This window comes from Butyricimonas sp. DFI.6.44 (genome assembly GCF_022132345.1).
GTDB classification, from domain to species: Bacteria; Bacteroidota; Bacteroidia; order Bacteroidales; family Marinifilaceae; genus Butyricimonas; species Butyricimonas muris.
In genome coordinates, this window is sequence record NZ_JAKNJD010000009.1 from 29,070 (window position 1) to 49,831 (window position 20,762).

The 20,762-nt window shown below is 43.1% G+C and carries 14 protein-coding genes and 1 pseudogene; 13 read left to right on the plus strand and 2 right to left on the minus strand.

Features of this window, described 5'->3' with window-relative positions:
- The first annotated feature begins 99 nt into the window (after positions 1-99).
- The 4 genes from recF (at position 100) to L0M98_RS13125 (ending at position 4,137) form a co-directional block, all read left to right on the plus strand.
- A complete protein-coding gene (gene recF, locus L0M98_RS13110) occupies positions 100-1,206 on the plus strand; it encodes a DNA replication/repair protein RecF (protein ID WP_227216691.1) in 1,107 nt (368 codons plus the stop codon).
- Between the two features lie 63 nt (positions 1,207-1,269).
- Entirely contained in the window at positions 1,270-1,560 is a 291-nt protein-coding gene (locus tag L0M98_RS13115; RefSeq protein ID WP_227216690.1) for a DUF721 domain-containing protein, read from the plus strand.
- A 25-nt stretch (positions 1,561-1,585) separates the two neighbouring features.
- On the plus strand, positions 1,586-3,382 hold the full coding sequence (locus L0M98_RS13120; protein WP_099293933.1) for a lysophospholipid acyltransferase family protein: 1,797 nt from the start codon (positions 1,586-1,588) through the stop codon (positions 3,380-3,382).
- Between the two features lie 95 nt (positions 3,383-3,477).
- Positions 3,478-4,137, plus strand: coding sequence for a LysE family translocator (locus tag L0M98_RS13125; protein ID WP_099293932.1), 660 nt, complete (start codon positions 3,478-3,480; stop codon positions 4,135-4,137).
- Between the two features lie 162 nt (positions 4,138-4,299).
- Here L0M98_RS13125 and hydE read toward each other — a convergent pair whose 3' ends face one another.
- Entirely contained in the window at positions 4,300-5,361 is a 1,062-nt protein-coding gene (gene hydE, locus L0M98_RS13130) for a [FeFe] hydrogenase H-cluster radical SAM maturase HydE (protein ID WP_227216689.1), read from the minus strand.
- A 200-nt stretch (positions 5,362-5,561) separates the two neighbouring features.
- Between hydE and L0M98_RS13135 the strand changes: the two genes are divergently transcribed.
- From L0M98_RS13135 to L0M98_RS13165, 7 genes are all read left to right on the plus strand, one after another.
- Positions 5,562-8,294 carry a WD40 repeat domain-containing protein gene (locus L0M98_RS13135; RefSeq protein ID WP_227216688.1) on the plus strand — a complete coding sequence of 911 codons (2,733 nt, stop codon included), beginning with the start codon at positions 5,562-5,564 and terminating at the stop codon, positions 8,292-8,294.
- Positions 8,295-8,336: 42 nt separating this feature from the next.
- Entirely contained in the window at positions 8,337-8,870 is a 534-nt protein-coding gene (locus L0M98_RS13140; protein ID WP_227216687.1) for an RNA polymerase sigma factor, read from the plus strand.
- A gap of 65 nt (positions 8,871-8,935) precedes the next feature.
- Complete coding sequence (locus tag L0M98_RS13145; RefSeq protein WP_227216686.1) at positions 8,936-10,102, plus strand: FecR family protein; 1,167 nt, start codon at positions 8,936-8,938, stop codon at positions 10,100-10,102.
- Positions 10,103-10,241: 139 nt separating this feature from the next.
- Positions 10,242-13,652 (plus strand): TonB-dependent receptor, encoded by a 3,411-nt coding sequence (locus tag L0M98_RS13150; protein ID WP_227216685.1) that lies wholly within the window; start codon positions 10,242-10,244, stop codon positions 13,650-13,652.
- A 19-nt stretch (positions 13,653-13,671) separates the two neighbouring features.
- Positions 13,672-15,600, plus strand: a complete 1,929-nt coding sequence (locus L0M98_RS13155) for a RagB/SusD family nutrient uptake outer membrane protein (RefSeq protein ID WP_227216684.1) — start codon at positions 13,672-13,674, stop codon at positions 15,598-15,600.
- A gap of 18 nt (positions 15,601-15,618) precedes the next feature.
- Entirely contained in the window at positions 15,619-16,977 is a 1,359-nt protein-coding gene (locus tag L0M98_RS13160; protein ID WP_227216683.1) for a DUF4959 domain-containing protein, read from the plus strand.
- Positions 16,978-16,980: 3 nt separating this feature from the next.
- On the plus strand, positions 16,981-18,483 hold the full coding sequence (locus L0M98_RS13165; protein ID WP_227216682.1) for a DUF4998 domain-containing protein: 1,503 nt from the start codon (positions 16,981-16,983) through the stop codon (positions 18,481-18,483).
- 102 nt (positions 18,484-18,585) lie between these two features.
- Here the strand turns inward: L0M98_RS13165 and L0M98_RS13170 are convergent, their stop codons facing one another.
- Positions 18,586-19,446 carry an Rpn family recombination-promoting nuclease/putative transposase gene (locus L0M98_RS13170; RefSeq protein WP_227216681.1) on the minus strand — a complete coding sequence of 287 codons (861 nt, stop codon included), beginning with the start codon at positions 19,444-19,446 and terminating at the stop codon, positions 18,586-18,588.
- A 522-nt stretch (positions 19,447-19,968) separates the two neighbouring features.
- On the opposite strand from L0M98_RS13170, the pseudogene L0M98_RS13175 reads away from it, so the two are divergent.
- Together L0M98_RS13175 and L0M98_RS13180 are read left to right on the plus strand one after the other, a co-directional pair.
- Positions 19,969-20,373: pseudogene (locus tag L0M98_RS13175) on the plus strand (carboxypeptidase-like regulatory domain-containing protein); the annotation flags it as partial.
- Positions 20,374-20,498: 125 nt separating this feature from the next.
- Positions 20,499-20,720 carry a hypothetical protein gene (locus L0M98_RS13180; RefSeq protein ID WP_227216679.1) on the plus strand — a complete coding sequence of 74 codons (222 nt, stop codon included), beginning with the start codon at positions 20,499-20,501 and terminating at the stop codon, positions 20,718-20,720.
- Positions 20,721-20,762: the final 42 nt, after the last annotated feature.

A 20,762-nucleotide genomic window follows, 5' to 3' on the forward strand; every position in this document is an offset into this window, starting at 1 on the left:
TACATTCGTCGGAATCTAAGCTTCTTTTACTTACTTTTGGTGATCGGTCGCGGGTAGACGTTTTATCTTGCGATTTATAACCAGTAACCATTTATTGGCATGATTTTAAAGGATTTGAATATTGTCAACTACAAGAATATCGCCGAGGCAAGTATCGCTTGTTGCCCGAGATTTAATTGTTTTATCGGGAATAACGGGGTGGGGAAAACGAATATTCTGGACGCCGTGTATCATCTCTCCATGTGCAAGAGTTATTTCAATTTGCCCGACGCGCAAAGTATCCGGCATGGGGAGGCTTTTTTCGTGTTGGAAGGGATGTACGAGCGGGACGGGGAAGACATTGACGTGTATTGCGGGGTGAAGAAAGGGGTGAAGAAAGTATTCAAGAAAAATAAAAAGTCGTACGAACGGCTTTCGGATCATATCGGTTTATTGCCTCTGGTCATGATTTCCCCGGCAGACGTGATTCTGATAGACGGGGCCAGTGAAGAACGGCGTCGTTTTATCGACGGGGTGATCAGCCAGTGTGACAAAGAGTATCTACAAGTACTGATCCGGTATAATCGGGTGCTGGCGCAACGGAACAGTTTCTTGAAAGAATATGCCGGAATGCCGATAGATGCTGATATGTTATCCGTGTGGGATGAACAGTTGGCTGACAACGGTCGGGTGATTCTGGAACGGCGCCTTGCGTTTATCACGGAATTGGCGGAGGTTTTTCAAGTGTATTATGATCGGGTGGCGTTGGGAAGAGAAAAGGTAACCTTGGAGTACTCCACCACGATAAAAGAAAATGATTACCTGCAATCGTTGCGCGGTAGTTTCGAGCGGGATAGAGTGTTGACTTACACGACGGTGGGGATTCACCGGGACGATATCACGCTGAGTATAGAAGGGTATCCCGTGAAGCGGTTGGGTTCGCAGGGGCAGAAAAAGAGTTTTCTCACGGCTTTGAAATTTGCCCAGTTCGCTTATCTGGCTCAACAGAAAGGGGTAAAGCCTTTGCTGTTGCTCGATGATATTTTTGACAAATTGGATGCTGACCGGGTGAGCCAGATTATTCGCATCGTGTCGGAAGAGAATTTCGGGCAAGTTTTTATCACCGACACGAACCGGGGGCATATTGATGAAATATTGCGATTGCACGCTATTGATTATAAAATCTTTAAAGTCGATCAAGGGGTTATCAGTGATTTTAAATTTTAGATTTATGATTTCAAATTGATTAGAAAGTAGTATTTTTGTAGAATAACCAATAAAATAAAGAACGTGAAGCAGGGAAAGACTTTGACAATGGATGAGTTGGTAGAAATGTACTTGGAAGAGATGGGATTATCCCGTCAGTTCAAGGAGAGAGAGGTTTGTCAGGTTTGGCCGGAGGTTGTGGGGGGAATGATTGCTTCCCGGACGAAAAGTATACGGATTACAGACGGGAAGATTTTCGTGAGTTTCACTTCTTCCGTGGTGAAAAATGAAATACTGATGGTGAAGGAAGGGCTGATAAAAGCCTTGAACGACAGAATCGGTAGTGATATAGTGAAAGATATTATAGTGTTCTGAAAGGGACATTTAATGCAAAAGATAAATGAGATTAATTGACGCGAATGATTTATTGACAGCCCCGTGGGGTTTAGAGCGTTTCAGGGGAAGTTTGGTTTCCAAGTTGGTCATGTACCTGTTGCGGCTGAACAAGTTGGATAAGCTGAGCACGAAGGTGAACAGTGATGATCCCGAGCTGGTGATCGATAGTTTGATGGAGGCTCTGGGGGTAACCGTCGAGATAAACGAGGAAGATCTTGAAAAAATACCGAAGGAAGGGGCGTTTATCACGGTGTCCAATCATCCGTTCGGGGGATTGGACGGTATTATTTTGATTAAGTTATTGTGCAAGATTCGTCCGGACTATAAAGTGATGGCGAATTTCCTGCTGAAGAAGATTACCCCGATACAGGATTACGTGCTGGGGCTGGAACCGGCTTCCCGTCGGAAAAACCCGAATACCCGGGTGATCAAGGAGGCCGTGCGTCACGTCATAGATGGTAAACCGTTGGGTATATTCCCGGCGGGAGAGGCTTCTACTTATCAAGTGGATTCGAATCATGTCGAGGATAAGGAGTGGGATACTTCCGTGTTGAAATTGGTCAAGATGGCGAGAGTCCCGGTCATTCCCATTTATTTCAAGGGTTCGAACAGTTTGTTGTTTTACCTGTTGGGACTGATTCACCCGATGTTGAGGAATATGAAGTTGCCTTCAGAATTATTGAATAAGAAGAATCGGGTGGTGAAATTGCGAATCGGGAACCCTATCGGTTTGGATTCGCAGGATTCATTCCATGATTTATCCCAGTACGGGAAATTTTTACGTGCCAAGACCTATTTACTTGGCTCGGCACTAGAGGTAAAGAAGTTTTTCATTAAATCACAAAAAGCTATGCCTAAAGCGGAACCTATTGCGGCGGAAACGGATAGTGCGGTGTTGAAGAAGGAGATCGCGGGCATCGCCGACGATTACTTGTTATTTAACATGAAGAACTACGATATTTATTGCTCCCCGTCCGTGAAGATCCCGAACGTGTTGAACGAGATCGGGCGTTTGCGGGAACTCACGTTCCGTGCTGTCGGCGAGGGGACAAATCGTAGTATTGATTTGGACGAGTTTGACTTGTATTATTATCATCTTTTTATCTGGGACAAGGAAGAGGAGAAGATAGTGGGTGCTTACCGCGTGGGAAAAGGGAAAGAAATTATCGACCGCTACGGGATAAAAGGATTTTATATTCATACCTTGTTCAAGATGCGGAAGGAGATGCTGCCGGTATTGTACGAGTCCATTGAATTAGGACGTTCTTTTATCACGGAGGAATATCAACGGAAGCCTCTTCCCTTGTTTATGCTGTGGAAGGGTATTCTTTATTTCTTGTTGAAGAATCCGGAGTACCGTTATTTAATAGGTCCCGTCACGATTAGCGGGAAATACACGGAAGCCTCGAAGGAGTTGATAATGAAATTTATTCAAGCGAACCATTATAGCCACGAGTTAGCGAAATACGTGGTACCGCGTTCAAAATATCAAGTACATTCGGAGGAACCCGGGGTACAGGTCATGTTGGATGCGGCACGGCAGGATATTGGCGTGTTGGATAAGATGATCGGTGATATAGAGCCGTCGAGTGATAAATTACCGGTATTATTGAAAAAATATATTTCTCTGAATGCTAGAATTATCGGTTTTAATATTGATCCGAAATTTAATATGTGTTTGGACGGTTTACTTATTTTAGATATTTTTGACGTGCCGATGAAGACGATCGAGTCGCTGTCGAAGGAGATTAACGACGATACGATATTGAGCAGGTTCTCATCGGATAACGTGGAATTATAAAATTTATGGATTTTGTGATTGCCGATTTGATGATTCAGTGATTGAAAATCACTAAATCTAAAATCTAAAATCATTAAATCTAAAATTAAAATGGGATGTACGATATATTGTATCTATTCAAGGGAATGCTGGTGGGACTGATGGTATCTATTCCTTTAGGACCCATGGGGGTGTTGATTATCCAAAAGACGCTGCATAAAGGAGCGTTATCGGGTTTTATCGCCGGGATGGGTGCGGCTTCGGCCGACCTTTTCTACGCTGCCGTGGCGGCATTCGGGTTGGGATTCGTGATTAATATCGTACAGGCTCATGAGTTGTTACTACAAATTATAGGAGGGATATTCCTGATCGTGATAGGATTGAAGATTTATTTCGACAACCCGATACGGCAGATTCGCCAGCGTCGTCAGGGACGGGTGAGCAAAACCGGACTTTTGGGTGATTATCTCTCGCTTTTCTTTCTGACGGTTTCCAATCCCATTACGGTGGTGGTGTTCATGGCGGTTTTTGCCGGGATGTCGGTGTTCGGGGAATCGTCTTCTTTGCTGGGAGAAGTGTTGGTGGTTGCCGGCGTGTTGTTGGGCGGTGGTGTGTGGTGGTACACGCTTTCCACGCTGGTGAATATTTTCCGGAAGAAATTCCGTTTGCGCGTACTTATCACTATTAACCGGGTATCCGGGATGATAATTACTATATTGGGGGCTTTGGTTATTCTTTCTGCTTTTGCCCCGTTCAAGAATTTAGTGATTCAGTGATTGCTGATTTATCCTTGCTTGACTGTTAGTTAATGGGTGGGTAACCTTTGCTTAACCTCATGGACGTATCATAGACGTATCATGAACGTAGCATCAACGTAAATTTGCGTTGATGCTACGTTCATGATTGGATAGTGTTTGGTGTTTATGGTTAGGGAAGGGTTAAGCGAGGGGTGGGGACGTGGAGTGTTTCGATTGAAAATGTTGCGAGTCGCCCCATGCGCCATAGGCTACTTCGCAGCCGCTTTTAAGGATGCTTTCTTCCAGTTTGCGCATGGATTCTGCCGCTCCTTCATGGATGCCCGGTTTGTTCTCGTAGAGTTTATAAAGGGTTCGGTTTGTCGTGGGAGTAATATTGGGCATGACAACGTTAGCTCCTATTTCCAGCGCTTTTTCCCGACCGTCCGCTTGTATGGCTTGCAAGGCGGTGGTTGCCGCGATATTGATGTCCGGCATGAGTAGGCGGAGGGCAGCTACCATGTGGATAGACAGGCGTAGGCGTTCTTCCAGGGGAAGTAACAAGTGGCGGTGTTGATATAACGGGGTGGCGTGGTGTTCCAGATAGGGACCCATGCCCACCATGTCGATATCCATGGATTGTAGAAACAATAAATCATTTGCCAGATCGGTGATGGTCTGAAAGGGAAGACCAATCATGACTCCGGTTCCCGTTTGATAACCTGTTCGCTGTAACCTTTCCAAGCATTTTAAACGGGTGGCGTGGGAATGTAGTGCGTTGTTCGGGTGGATTTTCGCGTAAAGTTCCGGGTTGGAAGTTTCGATACGTAGCAGGTAACGGTGTGCGCCCGCGTCAAACCAACGCTTGTACGTGTCTTCCGTTTGTTCCCCGAGGGAGAGCGTGATTCCCAGTTCGTTATTACTGTTTTTTTTGATTTCTTTTAATAAACGGGTGATGCGCTCCGTGAATTCCCGGTCGGAACGCTCCCCACCTTGAAGCACGATAGAACCGAACCGGTGCGTGTACGCGAAATCTGCCGCCTCGAGGATTTCCTCGTCCGATAAAGCATAACGTGCCGTTTCCGTGTTTGATTTCCGGATACCGCAATAGAAACAGTCCTTGGTGCAGATGTTGGATATCTCGATTAACCCCCTCAAGTACACCTTGTTCCCGATGGTTTGATTTTTTATTTCTTTTGCTTCTGCGTAGAGCCGTTCTTCATCTTCTCCCCGGCAAATCAACATCTTTTCCAGTTTTTCTATCATGTGTGAGTTTATAAAGTTTATAAGGTTCGTAAAGTTTATAAGGTATTTTACAAACTTTATGACTGGAAAGGCTTAGCCTTTTCTAAGAACAAATTTAGTAAAATCAACTCTTTTTCCTACTTTTGTAAAAAGGAAAATTAAGGCGATAAGGAACTTTATAGACTTTATGCACCTTATAAATTTTATAAACTGCTTTGACTATGGTGAAAAGAATTGCGTTAATCATATTGGGTGTTGTTCTCTTGGGGGGAATCTTGGTTGCGTTATGGTGGGTGAACGAGCGGGAGCGGGATGCTGATGTCCCGAAAGAGTCGTTTATCCCTTATAATTCTGCCGTGGTGGTTAATGTAAATTCCAACGCGAAGCTGTCACCTAAAATCGAGAAAGCTTTCGAGAAAGAGATAGCGGCATACAAGTCCGGTTTGGCGCACCGGGTGGTGGATACTTTGTTGAAGCAACGTTTGGTTGATTCTGCTTCACACGTGCTGGCGTTTCGGGTAGAGGGGAAACAGGCTGTTCGTGGTCTGTACGTGTTGAGCAGGAGCGGGATGTTTGCTCGCGGAGAGGTAAATAATTTGTTGTCGAAGATGTTTTCGACGGGGGAAATACAGGAACGGAAATACGATAACCGGTATTTGTACTCCGTGAGGCGGGGAAAAGAGAGCGTGTGCTATGCCGTGATTGGCGGTATGGTGCTCGTGTCGGATTCCGAGTTGTACGTGGAGGACGCTGTCAAACAATTGAATGACAAGAGCGAGGGTAAGAAAGATGATGCGCCCCGTTACGCGAACGTGAACCGTTATTTTTCAGCGGGGGCGGGATTGAACGTGTTTTTGAATACGACCTGTTTCACGGATGTATTGCCGCTGTTGTTGCAGAAAGATTTTATATCCAAGCAGACCGATATATCCAAATGGTTTCAATGGGGAGCTTTGGACGGGGATGTCAGTGCTGATGGAATCAGTTTTAACGGGTTCATGCATTGCGACGGTTTGCGAGCCTCTTATCCGGCCGTGTTGAAAGGTCAGACACCTAAAACATTGCGTTTGGACGGGGTGTTGCCTGTCGATGCGAAAAGCGTGAGTTTCTTGACGTTGAGTGACGTGAAACTGTATTTGGATGCTTTGGATACCTATCGTTACGGGGCGGGTAAAGCGGAGAGGGTGCGGAAGCGGAAGCAGGAATTTGCCCGTCTGTTCGGGGAGAAGAGCGAGGCAGAATGGCAAAATCTGTTGAAAGGAGAATGGGGAAAAGGGGTGCTTGCCTATGATGCGTCCCGGAAAAAAGATGACGGGATAATTGTCGTGCACGTGAAAGCGGGAAGCCTCGCGAAAGAGTTGCTCGACAGGATGCTGAAATCGTATGCGGCAAAAACGGGAGTTGGTGATGGTTCTTTAAAATGCACTTTTCAACTGGATAAAGATAAAACGGTCGGTTATTTCAAAATGCCCGTGCCGGATTTTGCCGGGGTGCTGTGGGGCTATATGTTTGACGATATCGCGACGAATTACGTGCTGGTGGAAGATAATTATGTCGTTTTTGCTTCTTCCGAGCGGGCGATACAATCTTTTGCCAAAGATTATATGCGTCGGTTGAGCGTGCGGGATCAGGAATGGTACAAGAAATCGCGAGGCAAGTTGTCGGCGAGGTTCAATTGGATGTATTTGTCGGAGATGACTTCCATGTTGCCTTACTACGAGAATATCACGAAAGGGGTATTGCATAATCTGTTGGAACGGAATAAAGAGAATATGGAGGTATTTTCCTCTTTAGCGTTACAGTGGGTATGCGAGGGCAGTATGTTCTATCACACTTTATTCTTGAGCACGGAAGAGGTGGAGCAAAAGCAGGCTCAAGTGATGTGGCAGACCAAACTGGATGGCAAGCTCACGATGAAGCCCGCTATCGTGACAAATCATAACACGAGAGAACGGGAACTTTTCGTGCAGGACGAGAGCAATACGATTTATTTGATCAATGACGTGGGGCGTATTCTTTGGAAGTTGCCGATAGAGGGGAAGATTAACAGTGAAATTTATCAAGTGGATATGTTCAAGAACGGGAAATTGCAATATCTTTTCTCCACGCCGACTCATCTTTACTTGATAGACCGGAACGGGAATTATTTGCCCCGTTATCCGTTGGTGTTCAAATCTCCTTGCGAGCGGGGTATTTCGATAGCCGATTACGAGAACAACAAGAATTACCGGATTTTTGCCCCGGGAGCGGATCATAATATTTATCTCTACGAGTTGTCGGGTAATTTCGTGAAGGGATGGGATACGCCGAAAAGTGATAATGATATTGTATCGAAGATTTATCATTTTCGGGTAGAGGGAAAAGACTATATCGTGTTTGCCGATCGTTATCGTTTGTATATCCTTGACCGACGCGGAAAAGAGCGGGTGAAGATATCCACCTTGTTGAATTTACCGATGAACACGATGCTCTACTTGACCAAGCAGGGAGGAAATTCCCGGATTGCTTTCCCGGACGCTAACGGAGAGATTTTGTTGGTCGATCTCCGGGGAAACCTGCAACGGGTGAAGGGTGAAAAGATGACCGGCGGTGGCTGGCTGAACGTGGAAGACGTGAATAGTGACGGACGGGACGAGTTCGTGTACACGTCGGGAAATACTTTGCGAGTATATGACGGTCAAGGGAAGTTGCTGACAGAACGCCAATGGGATAATGCCGCGTTGGGCTACCCGTACACCTATCGTTTCTCCGCCAGAGATGCCCGAATCGGTCTATTGGACGAGCGAGGGGAACGTTTATTTCTGCTCGATATGAAAGATATGTCAAAAGGATTTCCTATTCGCGGAAATTCACCTTTTTCGATCGCTTTCTTCGATCAGGGAAATGCTTCCGGGTTCTACTTGTTTGCCGGGAGTGACGGAAATCATATTATAAAGTATAGGGTGCAACGATAAAAGTTATATATTTGTCCGAGTTTTACGAAAGTCGGTGATGTTATGAGTAGTGGTAATAATTTTGATACTTTTTTCAAATCTTTTTTCAATCCGGTTTGTTTGTTTATCGAACGGGTAATGGGAGAGGAAGAAGGAGTTACCGACTTGGCTCAAGACGTTTTTTTGAAGGTGTTCGAACGATGGAAAGAATTTGACTCGGAGGAGAATGCGAAAGCTTTTTTATTTGTTTCTGCCCGTAATATTTGTTTCGATCGGTTGAGGCGAAAACAAGCGGAGAGTAATTATGTTTCCCGTTATTTGCAAGAAAATGAATTTAAGACTTCTACCTTTTTGCAAGAGGTGATGCGTCAGGAAACTTTTCGTATTCTTTATTCAGCTATCGATAGTTTGCCGGAACAAACCCGGCAGGTGATTTTATTGGGGATGGACGGGAATTCCAATCAAGAGGTGGGGGAATTGCTCGGGGTGTCGATTAACACGGTTAAGACGTTGAAAAAAAATGGATATGCTGCACTTCGGGAAATATTATCTAAAGAATATTTAGTCTTGTTATTGATTTTGTTGGAAGAATTTTAAAAAAATTACTTCTTCATTCACCCGTTTTTTTGGAGGTTACGTCTTTACTTGTAAAATAATGACGCATGAAGAAAGATTTAATAGATACGTTTAAAATTTCTCGTTTGGTTGCTGCGGATATAGCCGGATGTCTTGACGATACGGGACGTCGTGAATTGGATGCGTGGCTTCGAGAGTCTGATGAAAATCAGGCCGTTTATCGGGAGATAAGGGGGGATTTCGAGAAAGGAAAAAGGCAATGGCCTTATTCCGAGAGACAGGTGGAGCAACAGTTGGCGATGTTTCATCGATACAGGCGGAAGAAGATTTCTCGTGGAATTGGTGTTTGGTGGCGATATGCGGCGGTGTTGGTATTGCTACTTGGCATAGCCGGAGTGATTCGTTGGCAAGTGGGTAGTAGAGAGAGTGAAAAAGAGCTTGTTCCCATTCAAATGGCTCAAGGAAATGCCGTGTTGGTTTTATCAACGGGTGAGAGAATCGCGTTGGATGATACGTTGCGCTCGGTGAGAGGAGAGGCATCCGTGGATATTCGGGTTGCTGATCAAAAGGTTTCTTACCGGAAAGAGAATGAGTCTGCGCTTGAGCAAGTGTATAATACACTCGTAGTTCCTCGTGCCGGAGAGTTTAAAGTGGAGTTGGCTGATGGGACAAATGTGTGGTTGAATGCGCAAAGCGAGTTGCGCTATCCAGTGCAATTTTGTGGTAAACAGCGGGTTGTTTATCTGAAAGGAGAGGGGTATTTCGAGGTGGCTTCCGATCGGGAGAAGACTTTTATAGTGAAGACTTTTTCGGATGTTGATATAAAAGTGTTGGGGACAAAATTCAATGTATCGTCTTACGAGAATGATGCCTACGTGACGACCACGTTGGCGGAGGGGAGCGTGGAAGTGGTTATGTCGGGTGAAAGCGTGCGGATTTCTCCCGACGAGCAATTGGTGTTCAATAAAAATAATAATTCGTTCCGCCTTCGTGAAGTGGATGCATCTATTTATTCTGCGTGGAAGGATGGTCTTTTTATATTTGAAGATCAACGGTTAGAACAGATTATGGAGCGATTGAAACGTTGGTACGAGATGGATGTATTTTATTCCGGTGAAGAGGTGAAGAACTATCAATTCTCGGGTGATTTGAAAAAATATGACAGCTTCGAGAAGATTGTAAAGATGCTTGAAGAAGTGGCGGGTGTGAAAATAGATATTAAAGGTAAATGTGTAACAATCGGGGCTAAATAGAAAAACGGAAAGGCTCCTACCCCTTTCCGTTTCATGAACATTTAGTCCATAATTATAAATTCAGTATTACAAAACTATGAAAAAAAAGCGAATGTATGCATACCTTCGGGGAAGGTGCGTGTTAAAAATTTGTAAGATTATGAGATTTGGAATTTATTTGTTGTTGTTGACCACGTTTGTCGCGAATGCCAATGGTTTTTCCCAGAATACTAGGGTTACTTTGGATTTGAAACAGCGTTCGATGCTGGAAATTATTCAAGAGTTGCGCAAGACGTTTGATTATCGTTTTCTGTACAGGGGTGAGGATTTGGAAAAGTGTGGAAAACGGGATTTGAAAGTGAAAGATGCCGGGGTAGATGAGGTAATGAATCAGTTGTTGTATGGTACGGGTTTGACTTGGCGGTTAGAAGATGGTGTAGTATTAATAAAAGCATCGCAAGCAAAGGCTGTGGAACCGGAAAAGAAATCTATTCGTTTGAAAGGATTCGTGTACGACACGAAAAAGCAACCGATTCCGGGAGTGACGGTGAAGGTATCCGGAGTGGCCTTGGGAACGTCCACGAATGCAGACGGGTGGTTTGCCTTGGATTTACCCATGCTGAAAGGGACGTTGGAATTTTCTTTTATCGGTTTTAAAAGGGAAACGTTGGACTTTTTCGAGAGAACGGCAAAGGATACACTTCGTGTTACTATGAAAGAGGAGAGTCAGGAACTGGATGAGACTGTGGTCGTGGCGTTCGGTACGCAGAAAAAAGAGAGCGTGGTATCGGCTATCACGACGGTACGTCCGATGGATTTGAAATCCTCAAACAGTGACTTGACTTCAAGTTTTGCCGGTAAAATCGCCGGAATGATCGGTTGGCAAACGGGAGGTCTTCCAGCTGCCTTGACCGAGGAAGAGATGAATACAAAATTTTATATCCGTGGAATCACGTCATTTCAGACCGGGGCGAATATAGACCCGTTGATCCTGTTGGACGGAGTGGAATCTTCCAAGTTGGACTTGGCACGCATTGCCCCGGAGGATATTGAGTCTTTCAGCGTGATGAAAGATGCCTCAGCCACGGCTATGTATGGTGCCCGTGGAGCGAATGGTGTGATTTTAGTGACCACGAAGAAAGGACAGGAGGGAAGCGTGTATGCGAGTGTGCGTTATGAATCAATATTTTCGATGCCTACGAAAGAACTTGATGTCGTGGATCCCATTAATTACATGAAAATGTATAATCAGGCATTATTGTCACGTGATCCGTCAGCGACTCCTAAATATAGCGTGGAACGGATAAATCGTACAATTTCGGGTAAATATCCTTCTTGGGTGTATCCTGCTAATGATTGGTATAAGATGATGTTTAAGGATTATAATACAAATCACCATTTGGGTGTGAATATTCGTGGTGGTGGTAAAGTGATCCAATATTATGCTTCCGTGAATTACAATCGTGATATGGGTATGTTAAAAACAGATAAGTTAAATGATTTCGATTGTAATATCACGAATAACCAAACTTCGTTCCGTGTTAATTTGAATATAGATTTGAAGGCAGGTATCAAGTTGCTTGTGAATTCATCGACGACAATAGACAAATACCATGGACCGTTACAGAATGTTGCTCAGGCTTACCAATTGGCATTTAATGCTTCTCCTGTTGATTTTGCTCCTCTTTATCCGGGGGACGATACATATAATTGGCCACATCTTCGTTTTGGTTCTACATCATCGAATCAAATTAACCCTTATATGCTTTTACAGAAAGGATACTTGGAAAGAACTCGCTATTCGACGACCAATCGGGCTGAGTACATTCATAATCTTTCCACTTTAATTAAAGGTTTGGAGGTCCGTGCGAGCGTGTCGGTTGCACAGTCCGGTTATTATACTACCGGATATTCGACAGATCCGGCTCGGTATTCCTTGTTAGATTATGATTTTGAAACTGGTAAACATATATTGAATGCTATTTCAGCCGGTAACCGGACTTTGTCGTTAGACGATAAATCGACTAAGTCAACAACAGATACGCGGGTAACGTATGAGGCTCGTCTATTGCATACGGCGGCTTGGGATGAACATCAGACGTCTTTAACAGCGGTTTTTCAAGCCACGGAACATACCTATACTCCGATTGAGATGGCATTGGACGGAATGCCTCAACGAAATTTGACATTCTCTATGCGTGGAACTTATGGTTTTAAAGATCGTTATTTTATTGAAGGTAGTTTCGGTTATAACGGTTCCGAGCGTTTTGCCAAGCACAATAGGATGGGGTTCTTTCCTGCGGTAGGGATGGCTTGGGTGACCTCTAGTGAACCTTTCATGTCATCTGTTTCTTCCGTGATAGATTTTTTGAAATTTAGAGCATCTTACGGTAAAGTAGGTAATGATGGGATTATATCTTCTCCTCGTTTTGCTTATGCGCCGTCGTTTGGTGCTTCTTCCGGGTATTTTGATCCACAAGCAGGAAGTGGGGGACGGGCTGAGCTAATGCCGCAACAGGTTATCAATTACGGTAATGATAATATTAAATGGGAAATAGCCGAACAATTGAACTTTGGGTTGGAAACGAAATTTTTTAAAGGGCTCGTGGAATTGAACATTGATGCTTATCAAGAGATCCGGCATAACATTATTGGCTACCGTTCAAACATTCCCGCCAATACAGGTATTGCTTACGAGCAATTGGCAAATATCGGCAAGAGCCGTTCTCGGGGAATCGATTTTTCTGGTAAGATTCAGCACGCTTTTAACAAAGACTTATGGGTGATTTTGAATGGTACGTTTACTTACAATAAAGTGATTTACAGGGCAATCGAGGAAGCAACCGAAAAGCCAGATTGGCAACGAAAAGTAGGTAAGGAGATTTCTCAACCTATGGGGTATATCGCGGAAGGACTATTTCAAGATGAGGCTGAGATAAAGAACTCTCCGAAACAGAACGGGGATGTGATGCCTGGTGATATTCGCTATCGGGATATTAACGGGGATGGATATATTGATGTGAACGATGCCACGTTTATCGGTTTTCCGGAAACACCGGGAATCATATACGGGTTCCAGGGGTTCGTTAACTATAAAAATTTCGAGTTTAATTTTGCATTCCAAGGTGCGGGAAGACGTTCCTTTTTTATGGATCCGCGTAAATTATCTCCTTTTGTTGATGACCATGCCATGTTGACGGCTATTTATAAAGATCACTGGTCGGATGACAATATGGCGAAAAAACCTTTCTGGCCACGTTTGTCCACGTACAATCTGGTGGCTCATAATCCCGAGGAGGATTGGTACAATTCCAAGGCGGTGGAAACGCGCAAGAGTACTTATTTTATGCGTTCGTGTCATTTCTTGCGTTGTACGTCGCTGGAGTTGGCATACAACATGCCGCAAAATTTAATGAAACGTTGGAAGTTGCAGAATATGAAATTCTTTGTGCGTGCAAATAATCCTTTCCTGTTCTCGAATTTTAAAGTATGGGATGTAGAGTTGGGAGAAGACGGATTCAATTATCCGATTCAGAAGACTTATGCGTTAGGTTTAAATTTTAGTTTTTAAATTTTAATACGCAATCGCGATGAAATATATAAATATCATATTATTAGTGGCTCTTTTTTCTGCCTGTAATTATTTGGATGTTGTTCCTGAAAATGATATAGAAACAATTGAAACTAATTTTGAAAAAAGAGAGAGTGCTACCAAGTGGTTTAAATATTGCCACACGTTTTTGAATACTTATAGTTCTTCTGTTATTAATAATCCCGCGTATATGGGAACTGACGAGGTGGTTGCCGGAGATTTTATTCGAAGATATGGTTGGAATTATACCGGTTTGTTTATCGGTGATGGTTTGCAAATGGCGCAGAATCCGTATGGAGATATTTGGAGGAAAGATGCGGTTTATTGTGCTATTCGTTATTGTAATATTTTCTTGGAAAAAGTATGGGGGGTATACAATATGGAAGAACACGAGAAAATATTATGGTCGGCAGAGATTAAAGCGTTGAAAGCGCATTATTATTTCGAATTATTCCGGCGTTACGGTCCGATTATTCTTGTAGATGAAAATGTGGATGCTAATGCCGGTATTGAAGAAATGCAGCAATCTCGCCGTCCCGTGGATGAGGTCGTGGGAGAGATTGTACGTTTGTTGGATGAAGCGATGAAAGATTTGCCAGCAAGAAGTATGAAAGATTTTAGTCGTTGGTCTTATCATAGTTTGGAATCGGCTGCTACGTTGAAAGCGATGGCGTTGTTTTATGCTGCTTCTCCTTTGTTTAATGGTAACCCTGCTTACGTTAATTTCAAAAATAAAGATGGAGAACAATTATTTAACTCTACTTATGACCCGGAGAAGTGGAAAAGGGCTGCATTGGCAATCGATACGGCAATTATTATTTGTAATTCGGGGGGTAGACGTTTGTTACGCGGTGAAACCACTGATTTGAAAAATGTTATGGCGACTATCGAGGAGTCGACGATGGCTCAAGGTTTTCTTAATGATGAGGCTATATTTATGGTACAATATTCTTACCCGGGACGTCAGTTGCATTCTTGGACCGCATGGACAAGACCTCTTTTTTTGAGTGGAGCGCCGGATCATAATAGCGATTTGCTTGGAAGTGTTTCCCCAAGTATGAAGATGGTGGAAATGTATTACACGGAGAACGGATTACCCATCGAGGAAGATGTGACTTGGGATTATATGGGACGTTATCAATTAGGGAGTGAGACAGATAAGAAGTATCATGAGGTTGTGTCTTCGAATGAAGGGGTGTTGAATTTGCATCTTCGTCGTGAACCGCGTTTTTATGCCCACGTGGCTGCTGACCGATGTTATTTCCAACGTGGAACATCAATTTCGGCTGAAAATGATATCGTGCGAGCTTATCAAGGTGAGCGTTGGGGATCACCGTACACGACAATCATAAGTTCTGAGGCGCAGAATTTATCGGGATATTGGATGAAAAAAGGGTCGCGTTCGTCTATCAGTAATGTCGGTTACAAAAATGGAGGTTTCACGACAGAAGAGGCTTGCGTGCTTATACGTATGGCAGATCTTTATTTGATGCGAGCCGAGGCTTGGAATGAATATCTGGATAAGCCGGATGAGGAACATGTGTACGCCCCGTTAAATGAGGTGCGTACTAGGGCTAACGTGTTGCCAGTGGAAGAGGCTTGGAGGCAATATGCGCGTCACCCGGAAAAGGTAACAACAAAAATTGGTATGCGAGAAATTATTCGTCGGGAATGGGATATCGAATTTGCTTTTGAAGGACGGCGTTTTTGGAATTTACGACGTTGGTTGATCGCTGAAAAAGAGTTGAATGCTAAACTTTACGGTTGGAATATCACGGGTACAACGGCAAGACAATTTTATAATAACTTTGACGGTCCTGTTGTGGTGTGGGCGAAACGACAATTTATAGCTCCTCGTGATTATCTATTCCCAATCCGGAGCGAGGAGATTCTTATTTCGGGATGTGTGCAAAATCCCGGTTGGTAATTTATTAAAAAGAAGACTATGAAACAGATATTATTTTTATTATTGTTTGTTTGGGCTTTGAGTGCTTGTCAAGATGACGATGTTTATTTTGATGTTTCTATGCCCGTGGAGGATATTTCCTTTACCCCGATGGCGGGTGGGGCTATCATGCATTATAAATTGCCTTCGAATGCTGATATCCTTTATGTCCACGTGCGTTATAAAGATGTTATGGGACAAGAGGTATTAGTATCTGGTAGTTATGCTTCCGATTCGTTAATCTTGGTGGGATTCAATAAAGCTGAAAAGAATGTACCGGCCCGAGTGACATTATGTAATTATGATGGTGTAGAATCAGCACCCGTGAATGTGACGTTTGATACGAAAGACTCCGGACCTTATGCATTGTTTGATTATTTGGATGTAAAAGCCGATTGGAATGGTTTCTCTGTGGTTTACGATATTCCAGAATCGGCAAATGGATTAGGACATGTGTTTTACGTGGGAGAGGATCCTATGACAAAACAACCGGATACGCTTTTAATGAGTACTTTTGTTTTGTCCAAGAAATGTGATACATTGAAATTTCAATTTCAACAAAGTCGGGAAGACTATGATATCGTAATCCGTACAGAAGATTTTCGTGGTTATATGGTGAGAGAAAAAGTATGGCCCAAGATAAAGCCTTATTTGATGGAAAAGTTGGAACCAGTAGATTTTGATTTTCTTGATCCGGTCGGTTTATCGAATGAGGCTCCTGAATTTAAATTGGGCAAACAATATTTGTTTGATGGTGATAAGAAAGGTGAAGCGGTATTAGGTATGATTGCGACAGATAAAAATTATTATACTTATTTGGCCGGTCCTAATTGTCTAGGTAAGCCTTTATTCATTCTTGATATGAAAGAATCTAAAAATCCAGTGGAATTACGTTTATATGCCATGTTGTTTGTAAGGACGTTCGCTGATAAAACTTTTGATGATGTTTATGGTGATATTTGGCGAATGAATTATGCAACAAAATTGCCTAGTAGTTTAACTCTTTACGGTTCAGATAATATGGATGACGATACTTCTTGGGAGGAGCTTGCTTCTTTCGAACAAGACAGGCAAATGGATGCGTCCAAACGTTGGTGTGAGCGTGCAAATGATGTCGGGTCATTTCAAGAATATAAGATTCAATCTCCAAGTGTTTTGAACTTGGCAGAACCTTGTTATTTGAGTTTGAAGTGTCCGGGAAGTGTTCCCGGTGAAGGAAGAAAAAAATACCGTTATCTGAAACTCGTGGTCAATGAAGTGTTTTATGCATCTCGCGGATTGTCTGAAACAATTGTAGGTAACCCGGAGAAATATGTGACATTGCATGAATTGGAGATTTATACTGAAAAAGAGGATTAAATTATGACAGTAAGAATATATACATGGTTACTTTTAGCATTGTCCGTTATGGTGGGATGCGAAAGTTTGGAAGATACTTATGCGGATCATGCGGGTGTGGTTCGCTATTTGGGAAAATGTCAGAATGTGTCGGTAACTCCCGGTTGGAATAGATTGATAGTGAAGTGGGAGAATCACGTGGATCCCGTGATCGAGAACATTAAAATAGAGTGGAAGCTGGACGAGGAGGTCAAGGAAGTGATATTGGAAAAAGGAACAACAGAGTATAGTATTTCTGACTTGGAAAATGCGGTTTACGAGGTATCTGTTTACTCGGTGGACAAAGATGGAAATTTGTCATTACCGGAAATAGAGCATGGGCGTCCTTATACCTCAGGACATGAAAGCATTCTCACTTTTACTAATCTACTGGAGAAGTATTTCTTTGTTGGCAATCGGTTACTGATTATCTTTACCGATTGGCAGAGTGGCGTGGAATCGGCGAGTTTACATTATTATTCAGGAGGAGAATTGATAACGAAAGTTTTGGATAAAGATTTTCTTGCTGCGAACAAGTGTTGGTTGGTACCCGATAAAATTGACTTTGATACTCCGGTCGTGTTGAAGCGTTCTGGTCGTTTGACTGGTTGCGACGATTTAATAGAATTTGCTCCCTACGAGTTGTCGCACAATAAAATGTTTACCACGGAGTTTCGGCAATTGTGTAAGAGGAATTATGGGGTAAACATGCTTACAGATGAATTTATAAATTCAGTGGAAGAGTTGCATTACGATTACAACGTGGGAACGTTCGAGGATATTCTGAATTTCCCAAACTTGAAGAAACTCGTGTTGGGTAAGAACCGTTATTTGGGGAATGAGTATTTGGATTTGTATAAATCGTCTAGTACGGTGACGGAACGGGAACGGAGTGAATTGGCCATTCGATTGGCTCACGAGGTTTTGGGAATAACTATCGACAGTTACAACGAGCATTATTTTCCGCGCGGGACGTTTGATTTTGTGAATTATTTGGGTAATACCTCTTTGCCAGAATTTTCTTTCTTGGATGCAGCGGATTGGACTTACGAGTCTACACCGTTGGATGGAGTGGAAGGGATCGAGGCTTTGTTCGATGATAAATCAACAGAGGGCTGGGTGAAAGCATTCTTTAGGAGCACAGGACTCACTTACGAATTGATTGTTGATATGCAAGAGGTGCAAGAGGTGAACGGATTGCAAATTTCGCAATTCTCGGCTGATCCTCAAAGTACGAACACTAAGACTCACTATATTGATTATCTTGCCAAGGAAATTACGATAGAGGTAGCGGAATATGAAAACGAATGGTTCACTCCTTTTGACATGGCGGAACAAGAGGTGGCTAACACGAGTGGTGAAACGACGATTTTCAAGTTCACGTCACCTCAACGTGTGCGCTATATGAAATTCAAGATGTCACAACAGCGATGTGGAATTAATAGTTTTTATTACGGGATCTCTTTGGGAAAAATACGTGTATTTTAAATAAGAACATATTTTATTGAAGTGTCCCCTAAAAGTTCTTTGTACAACTTTTAGGGGACACTTCATTTTAAGCACTTTTAAATATTTCAAGTTTGTTTGAAATTACAAAGCCTCGATTTCTTCCAAAGACAACCCGGTCACTTGGGCAATGGATTCCGTGGACATGCCGAGTACTTTCATATTGCGGGCTACTTTTCGTTCACCTTCTTTAATACCTTCCTTGATACCCTTTTTAATACCTTGAGCTAATCCTTGTTGCTCGGCGCTGTAAAATAATGTTTTTTCCGTGCTAATGGTATCCCAGAATTTTTCATAGCCAAGAAGTTGCGCGGGAGTAAATGCCGCTTCCTCGATAGCTTTGACAGCTTTGTTTACCTCTGGGTTGGATAATAAATCTTCAGGTACGAAAACGGTGTGTTCGTCAATTTCCGTGAGGTATCGTAGCCAGAGAGCCTGCATTTTCTTTTCGGTATAGGTGTGCGGTGTAAATTTGGGTAGTTCCACGAACACGAGTTGTAAGCCATTAATCACTTTGTTGGAATCCTTGTCATGCACGAGTTTGTAGTGATGATAATATTCCTTCATCTCCGGTTCGAAAATATCGTTCACGAGATTGAGTGAATAAACAGGTTGTAACAAGTGATAATTTTCCCCGTTGCCGATTTGTCGCACGTAGGCTTTCGAGGCGTTGAATAATACCCTGTACTTGAATTCCGGCGACCATATCATTTGCATCTCGACGATAAATTGCCTTCCCAACTTGTCTTTGCACCTCACGTCAACAATACTGTTTTTTTTCCATGGATTGTCGGGCACCATTTCAGTCGGCAAATACTCTATGTCCGTGATTTCTTCCCCGGGAGCGAGAGGAAGCAAGGCGTTGAGTAAACTCATTACCAAATCGGGATGTTCTCCAAATACCCGTTTGAATGTTAAGTCTGCTTTGGGGTTCAAGTATTTCATGGCGTCTTGTTATTTATTTGTTTTTCAATCAATACAAAATTAAGGATTTAAATTGAATCTTGCAATTATAGCTGGTATGGAATCAGGTATGTTTTTCGTTGAGAACGGGAAGAAAAGAGGGTGAGAATAGGAAGAGAACGGGCTACAACTCCAGAGATACTCTCGAGTACCACCCGACTAACACCGGATACGTCCATTGGAATACGATTTGTATAGTGATGGAGTTGTTCGGGTGAATCTTTATCATATCAAGATTTCTTCCCGTTTACGTGGAAAATTGGACGAGAAGCATGGATGATTTATTTTCTTTTTTTGTTTGCTTGTTTTTTTAGTAGATTTTTTTAATCTTGTGAAGATTACATGACTAACGAAGATACTTATGGAGAGTTGGGGGAAACAGACGTGTAGAATCTTGAAAGAGATTCAGAAACAAATTGCGGAGAGTACATCGTTTTCGTGTGCTGGTATCAAGCTGATTGCTTGGGTACTTATGTGAATGAAGAAATAAAGATACGATAACAGATGAATAATTGGGGATTGACACCAAAAGTTATAGGGATTGAACGCCACCGTTTGCAGACGGACGGGGAAGGGGTTTCCACGTTGGTGGCGTTTCATGGTTGCCCGTTGCGTTGTCGGTATTGTTTGAATCCGCAATCGCGGGATGAGGTTTGTGTGGGAGAGGAGGAGATTGTTGTCAAAGGTCGGGTGACGGATAGTGTGGGGAACCCGTTGGTGAGCGCGCGTATCGTGGAAAAGGGGACAACAAGGGGTACATGTAGTGACAAAGATGGGTGTTTTAAGTTACGGGTGTCGGGCAGGTTACCGATATGCATTTCGTACGTGGGATATGAAACGAAAGAGGTTTGGGTGCCGAAGTGTGGGTTTTCTGATTTGAGGGTTGTGTTGAATACTGAAGTCATAGCATTGAATGAAATTGAATCAGATAATTATTTGCGTGTCCATAAAAAGTATGTTTTAACAGGGGCGGTTGTTACCATGGGGCATCGCCTTTATAAGCAGACGGAACGTTTCGGGTAGAAGGGCGTGTGGTGGATGAGAACGGAATCCCTTTGTTGGGTGTTGAAATCTATCGTAAACGGTGTAAAAAAGAAATCCACGTGTGTTATGTCAAGCATAAGGGAGAGTTTGAGTTTCCCTTGAAACGGCGTAGGCAGCTTTGGTTTGTTAAGGAGGGGTATTTGCCGCAGAAGGTGAAGGTCAAGAAGAAAAATGCCAAAGGTTTGCAGGTGGTGCTGAAAAGAGAAGAATGATTTTGCAGGTGAGTGGATATAAATTAACCCCGGAAGTTCGAT